Source organism: Streptomyces sp. NBC_00510 (assembly GCA_036013505.1).
GTDB lineage: Bacteria > Actinomycetota > Actinomycetes > Streptomycetales > Streptomycetaceae > Actinacidiphila.
The window spans coordinates 1,722,967-1,740,264 of record CP107851.1 but is presented as its reverse complement, the minus strand read 5'-3'; the positions used below and the strand labels follow the sequence as shown (position 1 = coordinate 1,740,264).

Below are 17,298 nucleotides of genomic sequence, written 5' to 3'. Positions count from 1 at the left end.
GGAGCGTGTCGCGGTCCGGGATGTCAGCCCATGGCGCGCATCCGGGCGATCTCGGCGCTCTGCTGGGCGATCACCTCGTTCGCCCACTCGGCGACCAGGACGTTGCGGCCGTGCGTGAGCACGTCGGTGGCCATCGTCACCGCGCCGCGGTGGTGGGCGGTCATCAGGCGAAGGAACTGCCGGTCGAACTCCGCGCCGCGCGCCGCGCGCAGCGCCGCCAGCTGCGCCGCGGTGGCCATCCCGGGCATCGCGGCGTGGTCATGGTCGTGAGCGGTGGCGTGGGAGCCGCCGTTGGTCTTGAGCCAGGCCTCCATGGTGTCGATCTCCGGGCCCTGCGCGGCGTCGATGCGCGCGGCGAGTCCGCGGACCTTCTCGTCCGAGGCGCGGGTGCCCGCGAGGGCGGTCATGACAAGCGCCTGCTGGTGGTGGGCGATCATGTTCGTCACATAGGTGAGGTCCGCCGGGTTCGGGGAGTCGTCGGGCAGGGCCTTCGCCGCCTCCTCCGGGGAGAGGGTGGCGGCCTTCTCGCCCGGCGCTCCCGGCGCGATGACCGAGGGCGCGGCGGACGCGGAATCGCTTCCGGAACCCCCGTCGCAGCTGGTCAGGGCAAGTATTAACGAGGCGGTGAGGGCCAGCGCGGACAGCGTCGCAACACGATACGAAGAAAACACCAGTGCATTGTCATCTTTTGACGCGCACATGAGAAGGGCCATACTGCCGGGGTCCGCATGAAGTTCAACCGCGAACGGATACAAGGAGGACGCGGTGAAGCGCTTACGTACAGCCCTCGCTCGCCCCGGACGACTGGCGGCCCTGGCGGCCGCGGCCGTCACGCTGCTCGGACTGGCGGTTCCGGCCCCCGCCACGGCCGACGGGAGCATCCCGGGTGTCGACGAGGTCGTGACGAGCGCCAACGTCGAGCACCTGGTCAACATACCCAAGCAATCCCTCGGGGGGTTCAACACCGACCTGGCGTTCCAGGGCAGATACGCCTTCGCGGGCAACTACGACGGCTTCGTCATCTGGGACATCAGCCGTCCCACCAGCCCCAAGATGGTCAGCCAGGTCCTGTGCCCCGGATCCCAGAACGACATCTCGGTCTCCGGGAACCTGCTGGTCCTGTCCACCGACTCCTCGCGCTCGGACAGCTCCTGCGCGAGCACGAGCCAGTCCGCGGCCGAGAAGTCCTCGTGGGAGGGCGTCAAGGTCTTCGACATCAGCGACAAGGCCAACCCGCGCTACGTCGCGGCCGTGGAGACCGCCTGCGGTTCCCACACCCACACCCTCGTACCGGGCAAGCGCGACCTGTTCGTCTACGTGTCCTCCTACTCGCCCAGCGCCACCTTCCCGGACTGCCAGCCGCCGCACGACGGCATCTCCGTGGTGAAGATCCCGCGCAGCCACCCGGAGAAATCGGCCGTGACGGCCTTCCCGGTCCTCTTCCCGGACGGCGGCAACCCGGGCGTCCCGCCCACCGACACCCAGGCCCGGGTCAGTGAGACCACCGGCTGCCACGACATCACCGCGTTCCCGAAGCTGGGGCTCGCGGCCGGTGCCTGCATGGGCGACGGCATCCTGATGGACATCTCCGACCCCGAGCGCCCGAAGGTCCTCGACCGCGTCCAGGACAACGTCAACTTCTCGTTCTGGCACTCGGCTACCTTCAACGAGCGCGGCACCAAGGTCGTCTTCACCGACGAGCTGGGCGGTGGCGGCGGCGCCGAGTGCAACACCGCGATCGGTCCGCAGCGCGGTGCCGACGGCATCTACGACATCGTCCGCAAGCACGGCAAGCCCAAGCTGGTCTTCCGGAACTACTACAAGATCCCGCGTCACCAGGCCGACACCGAGAACTGCGTCGCCCACAACGGCTCGCTCATCCCCGCCAAGGGCCGCGACATCATGGTCCAGGCCTGGTACCAGGGCGGCGTCTCCGTGTGGGACTTCACCGACTCCGCGCGCCCCAAGGAGATCGGCTACTTCGAGCGCGGGCCCATCTCGACCGACACCCTGACCCTCGGCGGCTCCTGGAGCGCCTACTACTACAACGGCTACATCTACTCGAACGACATCGCCAAGGGCTTCGACGTGCTCAAGATCTCCGACAAGCGCACCGACAGCGCCCGGGGCATCCGGCTCGCCGAGCTCAACGTCCAGACCCAGCCCGACTACCGCTGAGCGGTCCCGGGCAACGGCGTTCCGCCGGGCGGCAGGTCGCCCGGCGGAACGCCGAGTTCCCAGGGCAGGCCGTAGCGCTGGAACATGTCGGCCCGCAGCCGCGGCAGCGGCATCGCCGCGCCCGGGATCAACTGCGCGAACACCCCGCCCATGAGCAGGGCCCGCAGCATCCGGTAGTCCTGCTCGGGGTCCGCCGAGCCCCACGCCCGGACGGCGCCCAGGAGCAACTCGGCCAGGCGCTGCCGCTCCTCGCACTCGCTGAACCCGGACGCCTGGAGGATGCCGGCCATGTGCGCGCGCATGACGACGGGATGGTGCACGGGCAGCGCCAGGACGGCGTCGATCGCCCGGGCCAGCACCTCGCGGCCGTCGGCGGGCCCGGGTTCCCGCTCCAGCGCCGCGGCCAGCTCGGTGTGCATCAGCCGGTGGGCCGCCGCCTGCAGCAGCAGCCGCTTGCCGGGGAAGTAGTACGACACCAGACCGCGCGCCGAACCCGCGCGGTCGGCGATGTCCCCGAGCGTCGTGGCCTCGAACCCGCGTTCCTCCACCAGTTCGACCGTCGCCTGCAGCAGACGTTCCCGTGAACGCCGGCGCATCGCTTCATTGACCGACGGTCGCCGAGGGGACATGCTTTACTCCTGCGTTGACTGGCTCGGAGCCAATATACTCAGGGCTGACCGTGCGTGAGTGGCATGCTCATGCGGGTCACGGGGGTGAGGTGCACGTACCCGGCGGCGCGGGGGACCGCCGGGTACCGCACTTCCGCACCGCCCGGCCCGGCGCCCTCACACCACCGTCACGCGGTCAGGTCCAGCACGGGCAGCAACCCCGACGGCCGCTGCTCCACCGGCAGGGGGTCCACCAGGTGCACCGCGCAGCCCAGCGCCGCCGCCCCGCCGTCCGCACGCCGGTCGTCCCCGACCATCGCGACGCGCTCCGGCGGCAGCCCCAGCCCCTCGCACGCGATGCGGAACAGCCGTGGGTCCGGCTTCTGGACGCCGTGCTCGAAGCTCAGGACGAAGACGTCCACCAGCCCTTCCAGACCGTGCGCGCGGAACACCGGCCGCAGGTCCCACCCGATGTTGCTCACCACCGCCACCGGCACGCCCCGGCGCCGCAACTCCCCGAGCACCCCCATCGCGTCCGGGTACGGTGACCAGGCGTCAGGCTCCATGTGCCGGTCGTACAGGGCTCCGTAGGCCTCCTCCCACGGCAGCTCGACCTCCCGCGCCAGCGCGGTGAACGCCGCGCGGTGGTGCTCCGCCGACAGGTCCCGCTCCTGCCACAGCCGCTCCAGCCGCGCCGGCACCCGCTCCGGCGGCGCGCCGCCCGGAAGCCCGCCGGCCCGCTCCAGGCGCTCCGCGTACGCCGCCAGCTCCGCCTTGCCGAGGGTGATCCCCAGCCGCTCCAGCACCGTGCCCAGCCAGCGCCGGGCGGGCTCGGCCCGCAGCAGGGTCCCGGAGAAGTCGAACATGTATCCCTTGATGGTCATGTCCGCCATCCTCCCCGCCCCGGCTTCCCGGTCAACACCGGAACCCGGTGTCGGCCGGGCCCTGGTCAGGAGGCGTCGAACCAGGGCTTCCCGGCCGCCCAGTGCCCGACCCAGCCGGCGAACCCCGCGTCGAACGGGCAGGCGCCCTCGCCGGTGATGTTCCACACCCGGCCGCGCTGCGGACCGGTGACGACGAGGTGCCAGTACATGCCGCAGCCGTCCGTGCCGAGCACGATCGAGCCGTGGTCGAACACCTGGGCGCGCAGCGGCGCGAGTTCCTCCTCGGGGCGGTCGTCGTCCTCCCAGATCCACGCCGACGTCAGGGGGAAGGGGCGGCCGAGGTCGCGTCCGGCCGGGTCGTCGCCCCAGTCGTCCGGCAACTCCTCCAGGCCGACGAGCCCGAAGTCGGGAGGCCCCTGGAAGGAGCCGTCGGTGATCTCGGCGACGAACGTCCGGTAGGGCTCGGGCAGTACCACCCCGTGCCGCGCCTCGAAGGCGTGGACGGCCTCCCAGCCGAGCGCCGACGCACCGCCGTCGTCGACGTCGAAGGCCGCGCGGAGCGCGGCGAGGTCCTCGGGGGAGGCGTGTTCGGTGTCCATGCCGCACATGGATACCAGCCGGTAGCGACAGCGCGGCAGGGCAGCCGCCCGGGTGCCTCGATCTCCCCTGAACCCGCACAACTTTCGGCCACGACCGGCGGGGTCCTCGTCGCCACCGTCCGTCCGGGCGGCACCCGCCACCCGGGCCGGTCCGCAGGGCGCCTCACGAGGACGTACGGTCCTGCTCCGCGGCGTCCGTGCGCCACGGTTCGCAGAGCGCTGCCGTACCGGTGAGGACGGCCGCCGCGAGCAGCCAGCCGCCCAGGACGTCGGAGGGCCAGTGGACGCCGAGGTAGACGCGGGTGAAGCCGACGCCGGCGACGGACACGAAGGCGACGGCGCAGGCGGCCACGCGCCACGGGGAGCGGGCCGGCAGGCGGAGCAGCAGCAGCCACAGCAGGGCGCCGCAGACGAGCGCGGCGGTCATCGCGTGGCCGGAGGGGAACGCCGCGTAGGCCGCCGAGTCGACGGGGTCCGGCCAGCGCGGGCGTTCCCGGCCGACGAGGGCCTTGGCGGACTGCTGGAGCACCCAGCCCAGGGTGCCGGCCAGCACCAGCCACAGGGCCTGGCGGTTCTCGCGCCGCACGAGCAGCCACACCACGGCCGCGAGCAGCAGCAGACGCATCGTCAGCGGATCCCAGACCCAGTCGGTGAGGACGCGGTTGAGCCGGGTCCAGCCGGAGTGCCGCACCGCGACGGCGTGCAGCTCCACGGTGATGCCGCGGTCGGCGGCCAGCAACGGCCCCCAGCGCGCCACGACGAGCCCGAGCAGCAGCAGGAAGGCGGCGCAGGCCGCCGCGCACTGGCTCAGGCACGCGGTGCGCAGGGCACGGTCGGGGTCCCGGACGTCGGACGGTGCGGGAGGGGCGTGCATGCAGCCGAGGCTACGTGAGCGCCCCGATTCCGGGGCCGAAGGCCACGAGCAACGGCACCACCGGGATCAGCAGCGCGCACGCGGACGCGCGGGCGCGGCCGAGGCGGGTGAGCCGCGGCGCGGGGTCCAGCAGCCTGTTGACGCGGACCGGGACCTGCGCGTCCGGTGCCGGGCAGGGGCCGAAAACGCCGCGGTCCTCGTTGAGTTCGACCAGGGCCAGGGCGGTGGTGAGCCGCCCGAAGCGGCGTGAGGCAATGTCGTCGGCGGCGAGTTCGACGAGCCGGTGCACCTGGTCACGGAACGCGGCGAAGACCGGCACCTGCGGGAAGCCCGAGGCCAGCGCGCCGGCGCTGTGCAGGAGGACGTCGTGCCGGGCCCGCGCGTGGCCCTGCTCGTGGGCGAGGACGGAGTCGAGCTGACGTCCCTTCAGGCGACGCAGGGCAGCCGTGGTGATCACCAGTTGCGGCCGCGGGCCGGTCAGCCACCAGGCGTCCGGGCGGTCGCTCTCCAGGACGACCAGCCGCTCGTCGGAGGCGGCCGCCTCACCGGGCAGCCGCGGCGAGCGGGCCCGCAGTTCGGCGCGGCGCGCCCGCTGCCGGGCGCCGGCCCTGCGGATCTCCCGGACGAGCATGGCCGCCGTCCAGATGCCGCCGCAGGCCAGCAGGACCGCCAGATAACCCGCCCACGGCCCGTAACCGGGCAGCTCGTACGCGTCGACGACGTCATGGGGCGCGAAGGCGAACAGTCCCTCGCGCAGCCAGGTCCACGTGGCGGAGGCGCTGAGGGCCATGGCCAGGAACAGGCACAGCAGGACCGCGCCGATCACGCACTGCCACACCCACAGGGCCAGCACCGGTTCCCGCTCGGGCCAGGTGGCGCGGGTGAGCAGGCGTGGGGCCATGGCGGCCGCCACCGCACCGAGCAGGAGCAGCGCGAGCGGGACGGTCATGCCGCCACACTATGAGGGCGTCACCGCACACGGGTACGTTCTTCGAGGGGAAAGTGACGCGCCTCACTGCCGTCAGAGCGTCAGGAGCATGGCGAACATCCCTATCGCCATGGACACGCGGCACGCCGAGGCCAGTTCGGGCGCGTGCGCCACCGGCACGACTCCTCCCGCCGGAGCCGCACCGGCCGCCGTGACGGTGACGGGCACCGAGAGCAGTCGGACGCCCGCCGCCAGGACGTATATCGCGAAGTACGCCAGCAGCAGCCCGGTCGTCGCGGGCGTGCCCGCGGGCGCGTGACCGGCGTGGGCCGCGCCGCCGGCGGCACCCGCGGCGCCCGCCCCGGCCATGGCCACCGCCATATAGACCATCGCCCCCGCGCCGACGGCATGGTGCAGATGGTGCGCGTCGTGCCGGGCCAGCAGCAGCGCGCGCACCGCCGCCGCGCCGAAGACCAGACCGAAGGCCGCGGCGACCCACTGCGGCGGATCGAGGACGGACACCGGCACCGCCATCACGGCCATGCCCATGCCCATCAGCGCCTCCGCACGCGCCACCCGACGCTGGTCGGGCCCGGTGCCGGGGCAGCCGAGCCGGGTGCGGAACAGGCAGTACGCCCCCGTGGCGGCGCCCAGCACCACGAGCAGCCAGGCCACCAGCGGCGGTCCGTGCATGAGCGGCCTCCTTCGGCTCCTGCCCGGAGGATGCCCGGACCCGGCGGCGCACACTCCAGCGCACGGGCGTACCGGGGGAGCGCGGCCGGGCCGCCCGCGGCCTCAGCTGCGGGCCCGCTGGGTGACCGCCACGCAGACGAGGACCGCCAGCGCCGCGGGTGCGGTCAGTGCGCCCAGGTCCTCGCCGAGCAGCGCGGCCGCCCAGACCAGCGTCAGCAACGGCTGGGCCAGCTGCAACTGGCTGGCGCGCGCGACGCCGATGGCGGCCATGCCCCGGTACCAGACCATCAGCCCGAGGAACTGGGACACCACCGAGACCCAGAGCAGCCCGGCCACCGCCCGGCCGCCGAGGTGGACCGGCTCGAGCGCGAGCGCCACCCCCGCCGCCGGCACCGTCAGGGGCAGCGCTCCGACCAGCGCCCACCCGATGACCTGCCAGCCCGGCATGACCGAGGCCAGCCGTCCGCCCTCGACGTAACCGGCCGCGCAGACCAGCAGCGACGCGAAGAGGAAGAGGTCACCCGTGGTCAGGGCGCCGCCGCCCTGCCACAGGGCGAAGCACACCACGACGGCCCCGCCCGCGACCGCGGCCGACCAGAACGGCACCGACGGGCGTGTCCCGACGCGTACGGCGGCCAGCACGGCGGTGACCAGGGGCAGCGCGCCCACGACGACGGCGGCGTGCGAGGTGTCGGTGGTGCGCAGCGCCAGGGTGGTCAGCAGGGGGAACCCGAGGACGACACCGAGCGCCACGACCGCGAGCGCCGCCCAGTGGCGGCGGTCGGGCAGCGGAGCCCGCGTGGCGGCCAGACAGGCCCCCGCCACGGCCGCGGCCAGCACACCCCGGACGGTGGTGGCGGACCAGGGGCCGAGCCCTGTGAGCGCCCAGTGTGTCGCGGGAAAGGTCAGCGAGAAGGCGGCGACGCCCAGCCCGGCGAGGGCGGTGCCACCTGTACGGCTCCCGACCGCTATCGACGGGACGGCGGTAGCGCTATTGTGTACTGTCATGACCAACGGTAGCAGTTCGGGAAATGTTGCGGACACCCTGAGAGATGAGCTCCACCGCTACTCGCCCGGTGAGAAGCTGCCGTCGAGCCGTGTCCTCGTCGAGCGCTTCGGCGTCAGCCCGGTCACGGTCTCCCGGGCCCTGGCCGCGCTCGCCGCCGAGGGCCTGGTCGTCACCCGCCCCGGCGCGGGCGCCTACCGTGCCCGGCGCGTCGCCGACGGCCCGCGTCCGGTCGACACCTCCTGGCAGCAGGTCGCCCTCACCGTCGAGGAGCACGGCGAATCCACGCCCAGGGTCGTCGACGCCTCCGGCGTGACCACCAGCCTCGCCGTCCCGCCGCCCGGGGTGATCGCCTTCAACGGCGGCTATCTGCACCCCTCGCTCCAGCCCGAGCAGGCGCTCGGGGCCGCGCTCGCCCGCGCCGCCCGCCGCCCCGGCGCCTGGGAGATGCCACCGCTGGAGGGACTGACCGCGCTACGGGCCTGGTTCGCACGCGAGGTCGGCGGCCCCGGCGGCACCCTCGGCCCCGCCAACGTCCTGGTCACCGCGGGCGGCCAGGCCGCGCTCACCACCGCGCTGCGCGCGCTCGCCCCGCCCGGCTCGCCGGTGCTGGTCGAGTCGCCGACGTACCCGGGCGCCATGGCCGTCGCCCGCGCGGCCGGGCTGCGTCCCGTCCCCGTCCCCATGGACGACGACGGCGTGCGCCCGGACCTGCTCGCCGACGCCTTCGCCGCCACCGGCGCCCGGGTCTTCTTCTGCCAGCCGCTCTTCCAGAACCCCACCGGCGCCGTCCTCGCCGCCGACCGCCGCCGGCGGATCACCGAGATCGCCCACGCCGCCGGGGCCTTCCTCGTCGAGGACGACTTCGCCCGGCGCCTCGGCCACGGCGCCGAACCGCCGCCGCCCCTGGTCGTGGACGACCCCTACGGCACCGTCGTCCACGTCACCTCGCTGACCAAGCCCACCTCGCCCAGCCTGCGCGTCGGCGCCCTCGTCGCCCGCGGCCCGGTCATGGAGCGGCTGCGCGCCATCCAGATCGTCGACAGCTTCTTCGTACCGCGCCCCCTGCAGGAGGCCACCCTCGAACTCGTCGGCGCCCCCGCCTGGCCCCGCCATCTGCGCGCCGTCTCCGCGGGCCTGCGCGACCGCCGTGACGCCATGCTCGCCGCCCTCCACCGCGAACTGCCGGGCCTGGTGTCCCGTGTCCGCGTCCCGGTCGGCGGCTACCAGCTCTGGCTGCGGCTCCCGGACGGCACGGACGAGTCCGCCCTCGCCGCCGCCTCGCTGCGCGCCGGCACCGCCGTCGCTCCCGGCCGCCCCTACTTCGCCGCCGAGGCCCCGGCCCCGTACGTCCGCCTCAGCTTCGCCGACACCAGCGGCACCGAGGAGATCGCCGAGGGCGTCCGCCGGTTCGCCGCGGCCTGCGCCGAGACCGGCGTGGACGGGGCGGGCACGGACGGGGTGGCCCGATGACCGGCACGGACGTCCCCGCACCGGCGGCACCCCTGTCCGGCGTGCTGATCGCCGACTTCGGGCGCGTCCTGGCCGCGCCCTACGCCACGATGCTGCTGGCCGACCTCGGCGCCGACGTCATCAAGGTCGAGCACCCGGACACCGGGGACGACACCCGGGCCTGGGGGCCGCCCCACGCGCACGGGGAGTCAACCTACTTCCTGTCCGTCAACCGCAACAAGCGGTCGGTCGCGCTCGACCTGCGCGACGCCGCGGACCGCCGCCGGGCCGCGGAACTGGTGCGCCGCGCCGACGTCCTGTTCGAGAACTTCCGCCCCGGCACCATGGACAAGTACGGCCTCGGCTACGACGCGGCCCGGTCCCTCAACCCCGGTGTCGTCTACTGCTCCGTCACCGGCTTCGGCACCGGCGAAGGCGCGGCCCTGCCCGGTTACGACCTGCTGGTCCAGGCGGTCGGCGGCCTCATGAGCGTCACCGGGCCCGGCCCCGGGGAGCCGGTCAAGGCCGGGGTGGCCCTCGTCGACGTGCTCACCGGCCTGCACGCGGCGATCGGCGTGCTGGCCGCACTGCGCCACCGGGACGCGACCGGCGAGGGACAGCACGTCGAGGTCAACCTGCTCTCCTGCCTACTGTCCAGCCTGGTCAACCAGGCGGGCGGCTTCACCCTCGCGGGGGTCGTGCCGGGCATCCTGGGCAACCGCCACCCCTCCATCGCGCCGTACGAGGTCTTCCGTGCCGCGGACCGCCCCCTGGTCGTCGCCGTCGGCAACGACCGGCAGTTCGCGGCGCTGTGCGAGGGCCTGGACGCACCGGAGCTCGCCCGCGACCCCCGTTACGCCTCCAACGCCGACCGCGTCGCCCACGCCGGCGAACTCGCCGAGCGGCTCGGCCGGTCGCTGCGCGGGCGCACCGCGGCCGAGTGGTTCGACCGCCTGACGCCGCTGGGGGTGCCCTGCGGCCCGGTCAACGACCTGGCCCAGGCCTTCGGCCTCGCCGAACGGCTCGGGCTCGCCCCGCGCGCCACGCTCCACGGCGACGGACCCGCCCTGGACGTCACGGCGAACCCGATCGGCCTCTCCCGCACCCCGCCCCGCTACGACCGCCGCCCACCCCGCCTGGGCGAGCACACCGACGACATCACGGCCTGGCTCGACTCGTGACCGCGGAGCCCTACGCCCGGTAACGCAGAGGGTGGTCCGCGGGGACCTCCACCACGCAGATCCGTACGGCGTCCGGATCTTCGATCCACATCTCGATCAGCCCCCAGGGCTCCTTCACGGGCTCCCGCACGATCCGGACCCCGCGCCCGGCGAAGCGGCGGTGGCACTGCGCCACGTCCTCGACCTGGAGCCACAGCTGGAGCCCGGGGGCGGGCGGCCCGTCGGCGTGCCCCGAGACCTCAAGGAAGCCCCCGCCCAGGAAGAACACGGTGCCGCGCTCCTCCCACGGCCCGAACTCGCGGTAGACCGCCAGTCCCAGGTCGTCGCGGTAGAAGGCGCGGGACCTGTCGAGATCGGTCGGCCGGAGCAGGATCCTGCTGCTCAGTACGTTCGTCACGGCCCGAAGCTACCCACGCGCCGCCGGGAAAACCGGCTGACACGGCGCCCCCGCTTCCGCGAGGCTGCCCCGCATGGACCACGGCCCCGGCGCGATCGCCCCGCTCTTCAGGACGTGCACCCGCTGCGGCGCCGAGGCCGGCTACCACGCCGGCGTGGTCGTCATCGACGGCGTGGCGCACTGGAGCGTGGAGGGCGCCTGCGAGGCGTGCGGGTCCGCCGAGGTGGAGTGCGGCCGCGACGAGGTCCCCGCGTACGTCAGCGCCGCCCTGGTCGCCGCACACGGCGAGGTGGTGCTGCGCGCCGAGCCGCTCCCCGGCGCCGCGGGCGCGCGTGCGCTCAAGACGGTGCGGGAGGTGTTCGGCGTGCCGCTCTCCGAGGTCCGCGGCCGGTTGCGCGCGCTCGCCGTGGCGGGCGAGCGGGGAACGGAGCCGGAGACGGCGCTGCTGGCCGCCCGTCTGAGGGAGGGCGGGTTCGCCGTCACCTTGGAGGCCGGGGAACCGCCCACGGGCGAGGAGCGCTTCGTGCCCACCGCGCCCGGACGCCGGTAGCCCGCCAACCCGGCCGCCCACGGCCACCCCGTCCGCACCGCCGCTCCCGTCCGCGTCGGCCGCGGCAGGGGCCGTCAGGTGCTTCTCGTCCCGGGGAGCCTGCCCGGGGAACTGCGCGAGCCGCTCGCCGACTACCTCGCGGGGGGCCGGATCCTCGTCATGGCCGTGAGCCCCGCTCCGGATCCGCTCTCCGAAGGGCCGCAGGAGAACGTCCGCCTCGGGCGGGCCACCGACGGCACCTGGACGTGGGACCTGGTCTGGGAGCAGTGGGTGCGCCGGCGCGGATGCGCGCCGCCCGAGGAGTTCGTGCGGCACGTACGGGCCAGGGGTTTCGTGCCGCCCTCCCGGCACGACCGGCTAGCCTCGGGACGAGTCGCCGCCGCAGAGAGGACACCCCCGCCATGGAGACCGCGCAGCCCGTTGCCCGCCCCGTCTTCCGTACCGCCACCCGTGAGGACGTCCCCGCCCTCGTCGCGCTGATCGAGTCGGCGTACCGCGGCGAGGCGAGCCGCACCGGGTGGACGACGGAGGCGGACCTGCTCGAGGGCCAGCGCACCGATCCCGAGGGCGTGGCGGCCGTCATCGACGGCGAGCGCAGCCTCATCCTCGCGGTCGAGGCGGACGGCGTCGTCGTGGCCTGCTGCCAGCTCGAGAACCGCGACGGGCACGCCTACTTCGGGATGTTCGCCGTGCGCCCGGCCCTGCAGGGCGGCGGTCTGGGCAAGGTGGTTCTCGCCGAGGCGGAGCGGCGGGCCCGCGAGGAGTGGGCGGCGGACGAGATGCACATGACGGTGATCACGCAGCGCGAGGACCTGATCGCCTGGTACGTGCGCCGCGGCTACGCGCGGACCGGCCGTACCAGCCCCTTCCCGTACGGCGACGCGCGGTTCGGGCTGCCCACGCGCGACGACCTCGCCTTCGAGCTGCTGGTCAAGCAGCTCGGCTGACGGCCGCCTCAGAGCCGCCCGGCCTCGACGATCCGCGACAGGAAACGCCGGGTGCGCTCGTGCGCGGGCGCGCCGAAGACGTCGGCGGGCGCGCCGCGTTCGAGCACCACGCCGCCGTCGAGGAAGCAGACCTGGTCGGCGACCTCGCGGGCGAAGCCCATCTCGTGGGTGGCGATGAGCATGGTCATGCCGTCCTCTTTGAGGTCCCGGACGACGCCCAGCACCTCGCCGACCAGTTCGGGGTCGAGCGCCGCGGTGATCTCGTCGAGCAGCAGCAGCCGGGGCCTGACCGCCAGCGCCCGGACGATCGCCACCCGCTGCTGCTGCCCGCCGCTGAGCCGGTCCGGGTACTCACGCGCCTTGCCGTCGAGACCGAGGCGGCCGAGCAGCTCGTGGGCCCGCGCCTCGGCGTCGCGGCGGGGGGCGCCGTGCACGCGGCGCGGTGCCAGGGTGATGTTGTCCAGCACCGTCATGTGCGGGAAGAGGTTGTACGCCTGGAAGACCACGCCGATGCGCCGCCGGACCGCGTCCGGGTCGGCCCGTGGGTGGGTGATCTCCTCGCCGTCCAGGAAGATCGCGCCGTCGTCGACCTCCTCCAGGAGGTTGGCGCAGCGCAGCAGCGTGGACTTCCCCGAGCCGGAGGCGCCGATCAGGGCGGTGACCGTGTGCTGCGGGACCTCCAGATCCACGTCCCGCAGCACGAGGGAGCCGCCGAAGCCCTTGCGGACCGACTCCAACCGCAGGACGGGTGACTCGGTCATACGGTGCCTCCCTGTGACTGGCGCCGGTTCATGCGCGCGGTGACCCAGTCGGTGAACCGGGTCATGGGGATGGTGAGGGCCACGAAGGCCAGCCCGGCCACGACGTAGGGGGTGTAGTTGAAGGTCTGGCTGGTGATGATCTGCGCCGCGTAGACGGCGTCGATCACCCCGGCGATGGAGACCAGGCCGGTGTCCTTCTGCAAGGACACCAGGTCGTTCAGGAGCGGTGGCACGACACGCCGCACGGCCTGCGGCAGGACGACGTGCCGGAGGGTCTGCGCACCGCTCAGCCCCAGCGAGCGGGCGGCGGCGCGCTGGCTCGGGTGGACGCTCTCGATGCCCGCCCGGAAGACCTCGGCCACGTAGGCGGAGTAGGTGAGCACCAGACCCGCGCCGCCCAGCACGACTGGGTTCGTGGGCACCCCCTGCAGGCGCAGCGCCGGGACTCCGTAGATCACCGCCAGCAGGCAGATGATCAGCGGCAGGCCGCGGAAGAAGTCGACGTACGCGACCGCCAGTGCCCGGAGCGGGAAGAACACGGGACCGCGCAGCGTCCGGACCACGGCCAGCAGCAGGCCGAGGACCAGCACGATCGCGCCGCAGATCACCAGCAGCCGCAGGTTGAGGAGCAGGCCGTCGAGGACCTTGGGCAGGGCGAGGCGCGCGTAGTGACCGCTGAGGAAGGTCTCCCGGACCCGTGGCCAGCCGGGGGAGCCCGTGATGCCCAGACAGAGCACCGCCGCTGTGACCAGGGTGCTCGTCGCGGCGATCGCCGTCGCGCGGCGCGTGCGGGCCCGCCGGTGGCGCTCCCGCTCAAGGCGCCGCTGCGACGGCGTGTACGCGTCCTTGTGCAGTTCCTCGCCGAGCGTCACTTGAGCACCGGTGCGCCGACCGCGTCGGACAGCCACTGCTGCTCCAGCTTCGCGAGCGTGCCGTCCGCCCGCAGGGCGTCGACGGCCTCGGTGACGCAGGCGGTGAGCGGGCTGCCCTTGTCCAGGACGAGGCCGAACTGCTCCTGTGCGCCGGCGGTGGTCGCGAACTGGCCGACGACCTTGGCGTCGTCCAGTTCCGCGGAGGTGATGTAGAAGGCGGTGGGCAGGTCGACGACGATGGCGTCCACCTGGCCGTTCTTGAGGGCGGCGACGGCGAGGTCGTTCTTCTGGTAGACGGCCGCGGTGCGCTCCGGCTTGATCTCGTCGTTGATGAGGTCGAGGCTCGTCGTGCCGACCTGGGCGCCCAGCTTGACCTTCTTCAGCGCGGCGACGTCCGTGGCGTTCGCGGCCGGGGAGTCCTTCAGGGCGACGACGGCCTGGCGCACGTCGTAGTAGCCGGAGGAGAAGTCCACGGCCTTCCGGCGGTCCGCGGTGACGGAGACCTGGTTGATGTCGAAGTCGAAGGACTTGGCGCCGGGGGCGAAGGCGTTGTTGAAGGCGACCGTCCGCCAGGTGACGGCGCCCTTGCCGTAGCCCAGCCGCTTCGCCACCGCGTAGGCGACCGCGGACTCGTACCCCTTGCCGTTGGCCGGCTTGTTGTCCTGGAACCAGGGGGCGTAGGCGGGGTTGTCGGTGCCGATCGTGAGGACGTCCGCGGTACGGGTGTCCAGCTTGCCCGGTGCGCAGGACGCCCCGGCCGAGGCCGGGGCGGAGCCTGCGGGCGACGAGGGGCCGCGGGAGGCGGAGTCCTCCTGCGGGGCGCACGCCGCCGCGGTGAGGCCGAGGACGAGGACCGCCGCGGCGGAGGTGAGGCGCGCGGGAACCCGGAGGGCGAATGCGGTACGCATGGCGGGACATTGGCACCGCCGGGCGCCGGATGTCCACGACATCGTGGCCGGATCCCGCATGCCGGACGGTTGTGTCGGGCGTGTTGCGGGGCGGGCGGGTCACCAGTCGGTGAGGCCGCCCTCGACCGCGCGCTTGACGGCCGGCATGTCGGTGACGACGCCGTCGAGGCCGAGGGCCCGTGCCAGCGCGAGGTCGGCGGGGGTGTTCACGGTCCAGGCGATCACCGAGATCCCCGCGCGGTGGCACTCCTGCACCAGCGCCAGGCTGATCCGCCGCAGGCTCAGGCTGACGAGCTTCGCGCCGACCGCCTGGGCCCGGGTGACGATCTCCGCGCCCATGGGGCCCTGGGCGACCAGCACGGTGCGCACGTCGGGCAGGCACTCGCGGATCTCGGCGAGCGCCTCGTCGTGGAAGGACAGCACGTCGACGCGCTCGACCAGGTCGCGCTCGCGCATCACCTCGGCCAGTACGCGGGCCGCAGCGACGTCCTTGATCTCGGCCTGGATCGGCTTGGCGACCGCGTCCAGGACCTCCTCGAACACCGGGATCCGCTCACCGGCGCCCGCGTCCAGCTCGCGCAGCTCGTCCAGGGTGAGGTCGCCGATCGGCCCGGAGCCGTCCGTGGTGCGGTCGACCTTCACGTCGTGCATGACGATCAGGGCGCCGTCCTTGCTGAGGTGCAGGTCGAGCTCGATCTGGTCCATGTCCTCGCGCTCGGCGCGGACGAAGGAGCGGAGGGTGTTCTCGGGCTCGACGCCCATGACACCGCGATGGCCGACGGTGAGAAAACTCAAGGGGGATCGCTTCCGTGCTGGGTGCTGCGGGTGATCGACGGGACGCTCGCAGCCTAGCGGCCCCTTGCGGCACAGGGCCGAACGCGGGATGAACGGCGCGGCCGCCCGCAGGAAGATCCACGGTCCGGGGCCCTTCCCGCGGAAGAATCTCCTCCGCCTCCACTTGAACGGGAGAAGCTGCCGTATATACGGTGGGCCGACAAGAGGTTCTTCAGCGAAGGAGGGGTCATGACGGAAATTCTGTCGCCGGCAGCGGCATCGATAGACAGCGCAGCCACCAGCGAGACCGGTGTGTCCGGCGGCGGCATTGTCCGGCATCCGGCATGGGCGGTCCTGAAGCAGGCGGTGGAGGAGATCCGTCCCTGGCAGAGCAAGGACGGCTCGGTCGACTTCTCCGCGGAGGGTGCGCCCGGGCGCGCCGCCGTCGAGAGCGCCCTGGACCGGGTGGTCCGCGCCGTCGAGGACCTCTCCCCGCTCGTGCCGCACGACAAGGCCTACCACGAGGCCCTGGTCGTGGACCTGCGCCGCTGGGCCGAGGGCGGCTTCGCGGTGCCGGACTTCCTCGACTCGCTGCTGGCCTTCCACCCCGCGGCCGACCGCCAGGACGGCCTGGAGCACCTCGTGGTGTTCCCGATGTACACGCAGAACGGCAACCCGGACCGCAACCTGGAGGCCGTCGCGCTGCGCGTCGTCTGGCCGCAGTGGCTGTCCGAGCTGGAGCGCACCCGCTACGACAACCCCCTCTTCGTGCCGATCACCTTCGAGGACTTCACCCCCGGGTACGACACGAACTCCGCGGTGCTCTTCCCCGAGACCGTCGCCGTCCGCGAGGCGCCCGAGCGCTTCACCTGGGGCGGCATCTTCTGCGACCGCGAGGCCGCCCGCTTCCGCGCCGTGAGCCGCGCCGCCGTGGACACCCTCGGTCTCGCGCTCCCCGAGGACGCCGAGGAACTGCTGGCGGACCAGGACCTCAGCCAGCAGACCTTCACGCTGTGGGACATGATCCACGACCGCACGCACAGCCACGGCGACCTGCCCTTCGACCCCTTCATGATCAAGCAGCGGCAGCCGTTCTGGATGTACGGCCTGGAGGAGCTGCGCTGCGACCTCACGACCTTCAAGGAGGCCGTGAAGCTGGAGGCCGAGGGCCACGGCATGGGCCGCTACGTCCAGTACGCGATCCTCTTCGACCGCCTCTTCCGCTTCCCGGTCACCGGCGACCGCGTCCGCAACTACGACGGCCTCGGCGGCCAGCTGCTCTTCGCGTACCTGCACAAGCACGACGCCGTACGCTGGACGGACAACAAGCTCCACATCGACTGGCAGCGCGCCCCGCAGGTGACCAACCAGCTGTGCGCCGAGATCGAGAAGCTCTACCGGGACGGCATCGACCGCCCCAAGCTCGTGCACTGGTTGGCCGCCTACGACCTCGTCGCCGGCTACCTCTCACCGCACCCCGGTTCGGTCTGGGCCAAGGGCCCGGAGGCCCTGGACCTCGACCAGCCGCCGCGGAAGCTCGTGGACGACGTGCTGCCGGACGAATTTCCGCTCAGCATGTTCTACGAGGCCCTGGCCAAGAAGCTGCGTGATGTGATCGCCTCGACCAAGGGCATCACGGCCCGCGGCACGGGTCAGGTGGCCGCGTGACCGATCCAGGCGAGGAGG

The 17,298-nt window shown here is 73.3% G+C and carries 19 protein-coding genes; 6 read left to right on the top strand and 13 right to left on the bottom strand.

The annotated features are described in order from the left end of the window. Nucleotides 1-23: 23 nt before the first annotated feature. The gene (locus OG937_07775; protein ID WUD71597.1) at nt 24-671 is read right to left on the bottom strand and encodes a DUF305 domain-containing protein; all 648 of its coding nucleotides are present in this window, start codon (nt 669-671) and stop codon (nt 24-26) included. Nucleotides 672-813: 142 nt separating this feature from the next. Here OG937_07775 and OG937_07770 point away from each other — a divergent pair, with 142 nt between their 5' ends. Continuing rightward, a complete protein-coding gene (locus OG937_07770) occupies nt 814-2,178 on the top strand; it encodes a hypothetical protein (protein WUD78665.1) in 1,365 nt (454 codons plus the stop codon). Here OG937_07770 and OG937_07765 read toward each other — a convergent pair. The 7 genes from OG937_07765 to OG937_07735 form a co-directional block, all read right to left on the bottom strand. Continuing rightward, a complete protein-coding gene (locus tag OG937_07765) occupies nt 2,169-2,807 on the bottom strand; it encodes a TetR/AcrR family transcriptional regulator (protein WUD71596.1) in 639 nt (212 codons plus the stop codon). The genes OG937_07770 and OG937_07765 overlap by 10 nt on opposite strands. A 167-nt stretch (nt 2,808-2,974) precedes the next feature. Next, on the bottom strand, nt 2,975-3,670 hold the full coding sequence (locus tag OG937_07760; GenBank protein WUD71595.1) for an HAD-IA family hydrolase: 696 nt from the start codon (nt 3,668-3,670) through the stop codon (nt 2,975-2,977). A gap of 65 nt (nt 3,671-3,735) precedes the next feature. Then, a complete protein-coding gene (locus tag OG937_07755) occupies nt 3,736-4,269 on the bottom strand; it encodes an SMI1/KNR4 family protein (protein WUD71594.1) in 534 nt (177 codons plus the stop codon). 163 nt (nt 4,270-4,432) lie between these two features. Then, the gene (locus tag OG937_07750) at nt 4,433-5,143 is read right to left on the bottom strand and encodes a phosphatase PAP2 family protein (protein WUD71593.1); all 711 of its coding nucleotides are present in this window, start codon (nt 5,141-5,143) and stop codon (nt 4,433-4,435) included. 10 nt (nt 5,144-5,153) lie between these two features. After that, on the bottom strand, nt 5,154-6,092 hold the full coding sequence (locus OG937_07745; GenBank protein ID WUD71592.1) for a M56 family metallopeptidase: 939 nt from the start codon (nt 6,090-6,092) through the stop codon (nt 5,154-5,156). Between the two features lie 72 nt (nt 6,093-6,164). After that, on the bottom strand, nt 6,165-6,764 hold the full coding sequence (locus OG937_07740; GenBank protein WUD71591.1) for a DUF5134 domain-containing protein: 600 nt from the start codon (nt 6,762-6,764) through the stop codon (nt 6,165-6,167). A 102-nt stretch (nt 6,765-6,866) separates the two neighbouring features. Next, the gene (locus OG937_07735) at nt 6,867-7,772 is read right to left on the bottom strand and encodes a DMT family transporter (GenBank protein ID WUD71590.1); all 906 of its coding nucleotides are present in this window, start codon (nt 7,770-7,772) and stop codon (nt 6,867-6,869) included. Here OG937_07735 and OG937_07730 point away from each other — a divergent pair. Both OG937_07730 and OG937_07725 read left to right on the top strand, forming a co-directional pair. Then, on the top strand, nt 7,771-9,243 hold the full coding sequence (locus OG937_07730; GenBank protein WUD71589.1) for a PLP-dependent aminotransferase family protein: 1,473 nt from the start codon (nt 7,771-7,773) through the stop codon (nt 9,241-9,243). The genes OG937_07735 and OG937_07730 overlap by 2 nt on opposite strands. Continuing rightward, nucleotides 9,240-10,403: a CoA transferase gene (locus OG937_07725; protein WUD71588.1), complete on the top strand. Its 1,164-nt coding sequence runs from the start codon at nt 9,240-9,242 to the stop codon at nt 10,401-10,403. Before OG937_07730 ends, OG937_07725 begins: the two co-directional genes overlap by 4 nt. A 10-nt stretch (nt 10,404-10,413) precedes the next feature. Here the strand turns inward: OG937_07725 and OG937_07720 are convergent, their stop codons facing one another. Beyond that, nucleotides 10,414-10,800: a VOC family protein gene (locus OG937_07720; protein ID WUD71587.1), complete on the bottom strand. Its 387-nt coding sequence runs from the start codon at nt 10,798-10,800 to the stop codon at nt 10,414-10,416. A 73-nt stretch (nt 10,801-10,873) separates the two neighbouring features. Between OG937_07720 and OG937_07715 the strand changes: the two genes are divergently transcribed. Beyond that, entirely contained in the window at nt 10,874-11,350 is a 477-nt protein-coding gene (locus OG937_07715) for a hypothetical protein (protein WUD71586.1), read from the top strand. Nucleotides 11,351-11,751: 401 nt separating this feature from the next. Continuing rightward, a complete protein-coding gene (locus OG937_07710; protein ID WUD71585.1) occupies nt 11,752-12,297 on the top strand; it encodes a GNAT family N-acetyltransferase in 546 nt (181 codons plus the stop codon). Between the two features lie 8 nt (nt 12,298-12,305). Here OG937_07710 and OG937_07705 read toward each other — a convergent pair whose 3' ends face one another. The 4 genes from OG937_07705 to OG937_07690 all read right to left on the bottom strand — a co-directional run bounded on the left by OG937_07705 (nt 12,306) and on the right by OG937_07690 (nt 15,633). Next, complete coding sequence (locus tag OG937_07705) at nt 12,306-13,058, bottom strand: amino acid ABC transporter ATP-binding protein (GenBank protein WUD71584.1); 753 nt, start codon at nt 13,056-13,058, stop codon at nt 12,306-12,308. Next, the gene (locus OG937_07700) at nt 13,055-13,930 is read right to left on the bottom strand and encodes an amino acid ABC transporter permease (GenBank protein WUD71583.1); all 876 of its coding nucleotides are present in this window, start codon (nt 13,928-13,930) and stop codon (nt 13,055-13,057) included. The genes OG937_07705 and OG937_07700 overlap by 4 nt, the downstream gene beginning before the upstream one ends. Then, a complete protein-coding gene (locus OG937_07695; protein ID WUD71582.1) occupies nt 13,927-14,838 on the bottom strand; it encodes an ABC transporter substrate-binding protein in 912 nt (303 codons plus the stop codon). Before OG937_07695 ends, OG937_07700 begins: the two co-directional genes overlap by 4 nt. Before the next feature lie 99 nt (nt 14,839-14,937). Beyond that, nucleotides 14,938-15,633 carry a glycerophosphodiester phosphodiesterase family protein gene (locus OG937_07690; GenBank protein WUD71581.1) on the bottom strand — a complete coding sequence of 232 codons (696 nt, stop codon included), beginning with the start codon at nt 15,631-15,633 and terminating at the stop codon, nt 14,938-14,940. Nucleotides 15,634-15,861: 228 nt separating this feature from the next. On the opposite strand from OG937_07690, the gene OG937_07685 reads away from it, so the two are divergent. Further along, complete coding sequence (locus tag OG937_07685) at nt 15,862-17,280, top strand: DUF6421 family protein (GenBank protein ID WUD71580.1); 1,419 nt, start codon at nt 15,862-15,864, stop codon at nt 17,278-17,280. Nucleotides 17,281-17,298: the final 18 nt, after the last annotated feature.

Coding starts and splice junctions, on each gene's coding strand:
- OG937_07745 (WUD71592.1), bottom strand. CDS start 6,092: ATGACCGTCCCGCTCGCGCTGCTCCTGCTCGGTGCGGTGGCGGCCGCC.
- OG937_07760 (WUD71595.1), bottom strand. CDS start 3,670: ATGACCATCAAGGGATACATGTTCGACTTCTCCGGGACCCTGCTGCGG.
- OG937_07730 (WUD71589.1), top strand. CDS start 7,771: ATGACCAACGGTAGCAGTTCGGGAAATGTTGCGGACACCCTGAGAGAT.
- OG937_07685 (WUD71580.1), top strand. CDS start 15,862: ATGACGGAAATTCTGTCGCCGGCAGCGGCATCGATAGACAGCGCAGCC.
- OG937_07750 (WUD71593.1), bottom strand. CDS start 5,143: ATGCACGCCCCTCCCGCACCGTCCGACGTCCGGGACCCCGACCGTGCC.
- OG937_07710 (WUD71585.1), top strand. CDS start 11,752: ATGGAGACCGCGCAGCCCGTTGCCCGCCCCGTCTTCCGTACCGCCACC.
- OG937_07735 (WUD71590.1), bottom strand. CDS start 7,772: ATGACAGTACACAATAGCGCTACCGCCGTCCCGTCGATAGCGGTCGGG.
- OG937_07705 (WUD71584.1), bottom strand. CDS start 13,058: ATGACCGAGTCACCCGTCCTGCGGTTGGAGTCGGTCCGCAAGGGCTTC.
- OG937_07695 (WUD71582.1), bottom strand. CDS start 14,838: ATGCGTACCGCATTCGCCCTCCGGGTTCCCGCGCGCCTCACCTCCGCC.
- OG937_07765 (WUD71596.1), bottom strand. CDS start 2,807: ATGTCCCCTCGGCGACCGTCGGTCAATGAAGCGATGCGCCGGCGTTCA.
- OG937_07755 (WUD71594.1), bottom strand. CDS start 4,269: ATGGACACCGAACACGCCTCCCCCGAGGACCTCGCCGCGCTCCGCGCG.
- OG937_07740 (WUD71591.1), bottom strand. CDS start 6,764: ATGCACGGACCGCCGCTGGTGGCCTGGCTGCTCGTGGTGCTGGGCGCC.
- OG937_07715 (WUD71586.1), top strand. CDS start 10,874: ATGGACCACGGCCCCGGCGCGATCGCCCCGCTCTTCAGGACGTGCACC.
- OG937_07725 (WUD71588.1), top strand. CDS start 9,240: ATGACCGGCACGGACGTCCCCGCACCGGCGGCACCCCTGTCCGGCGTG.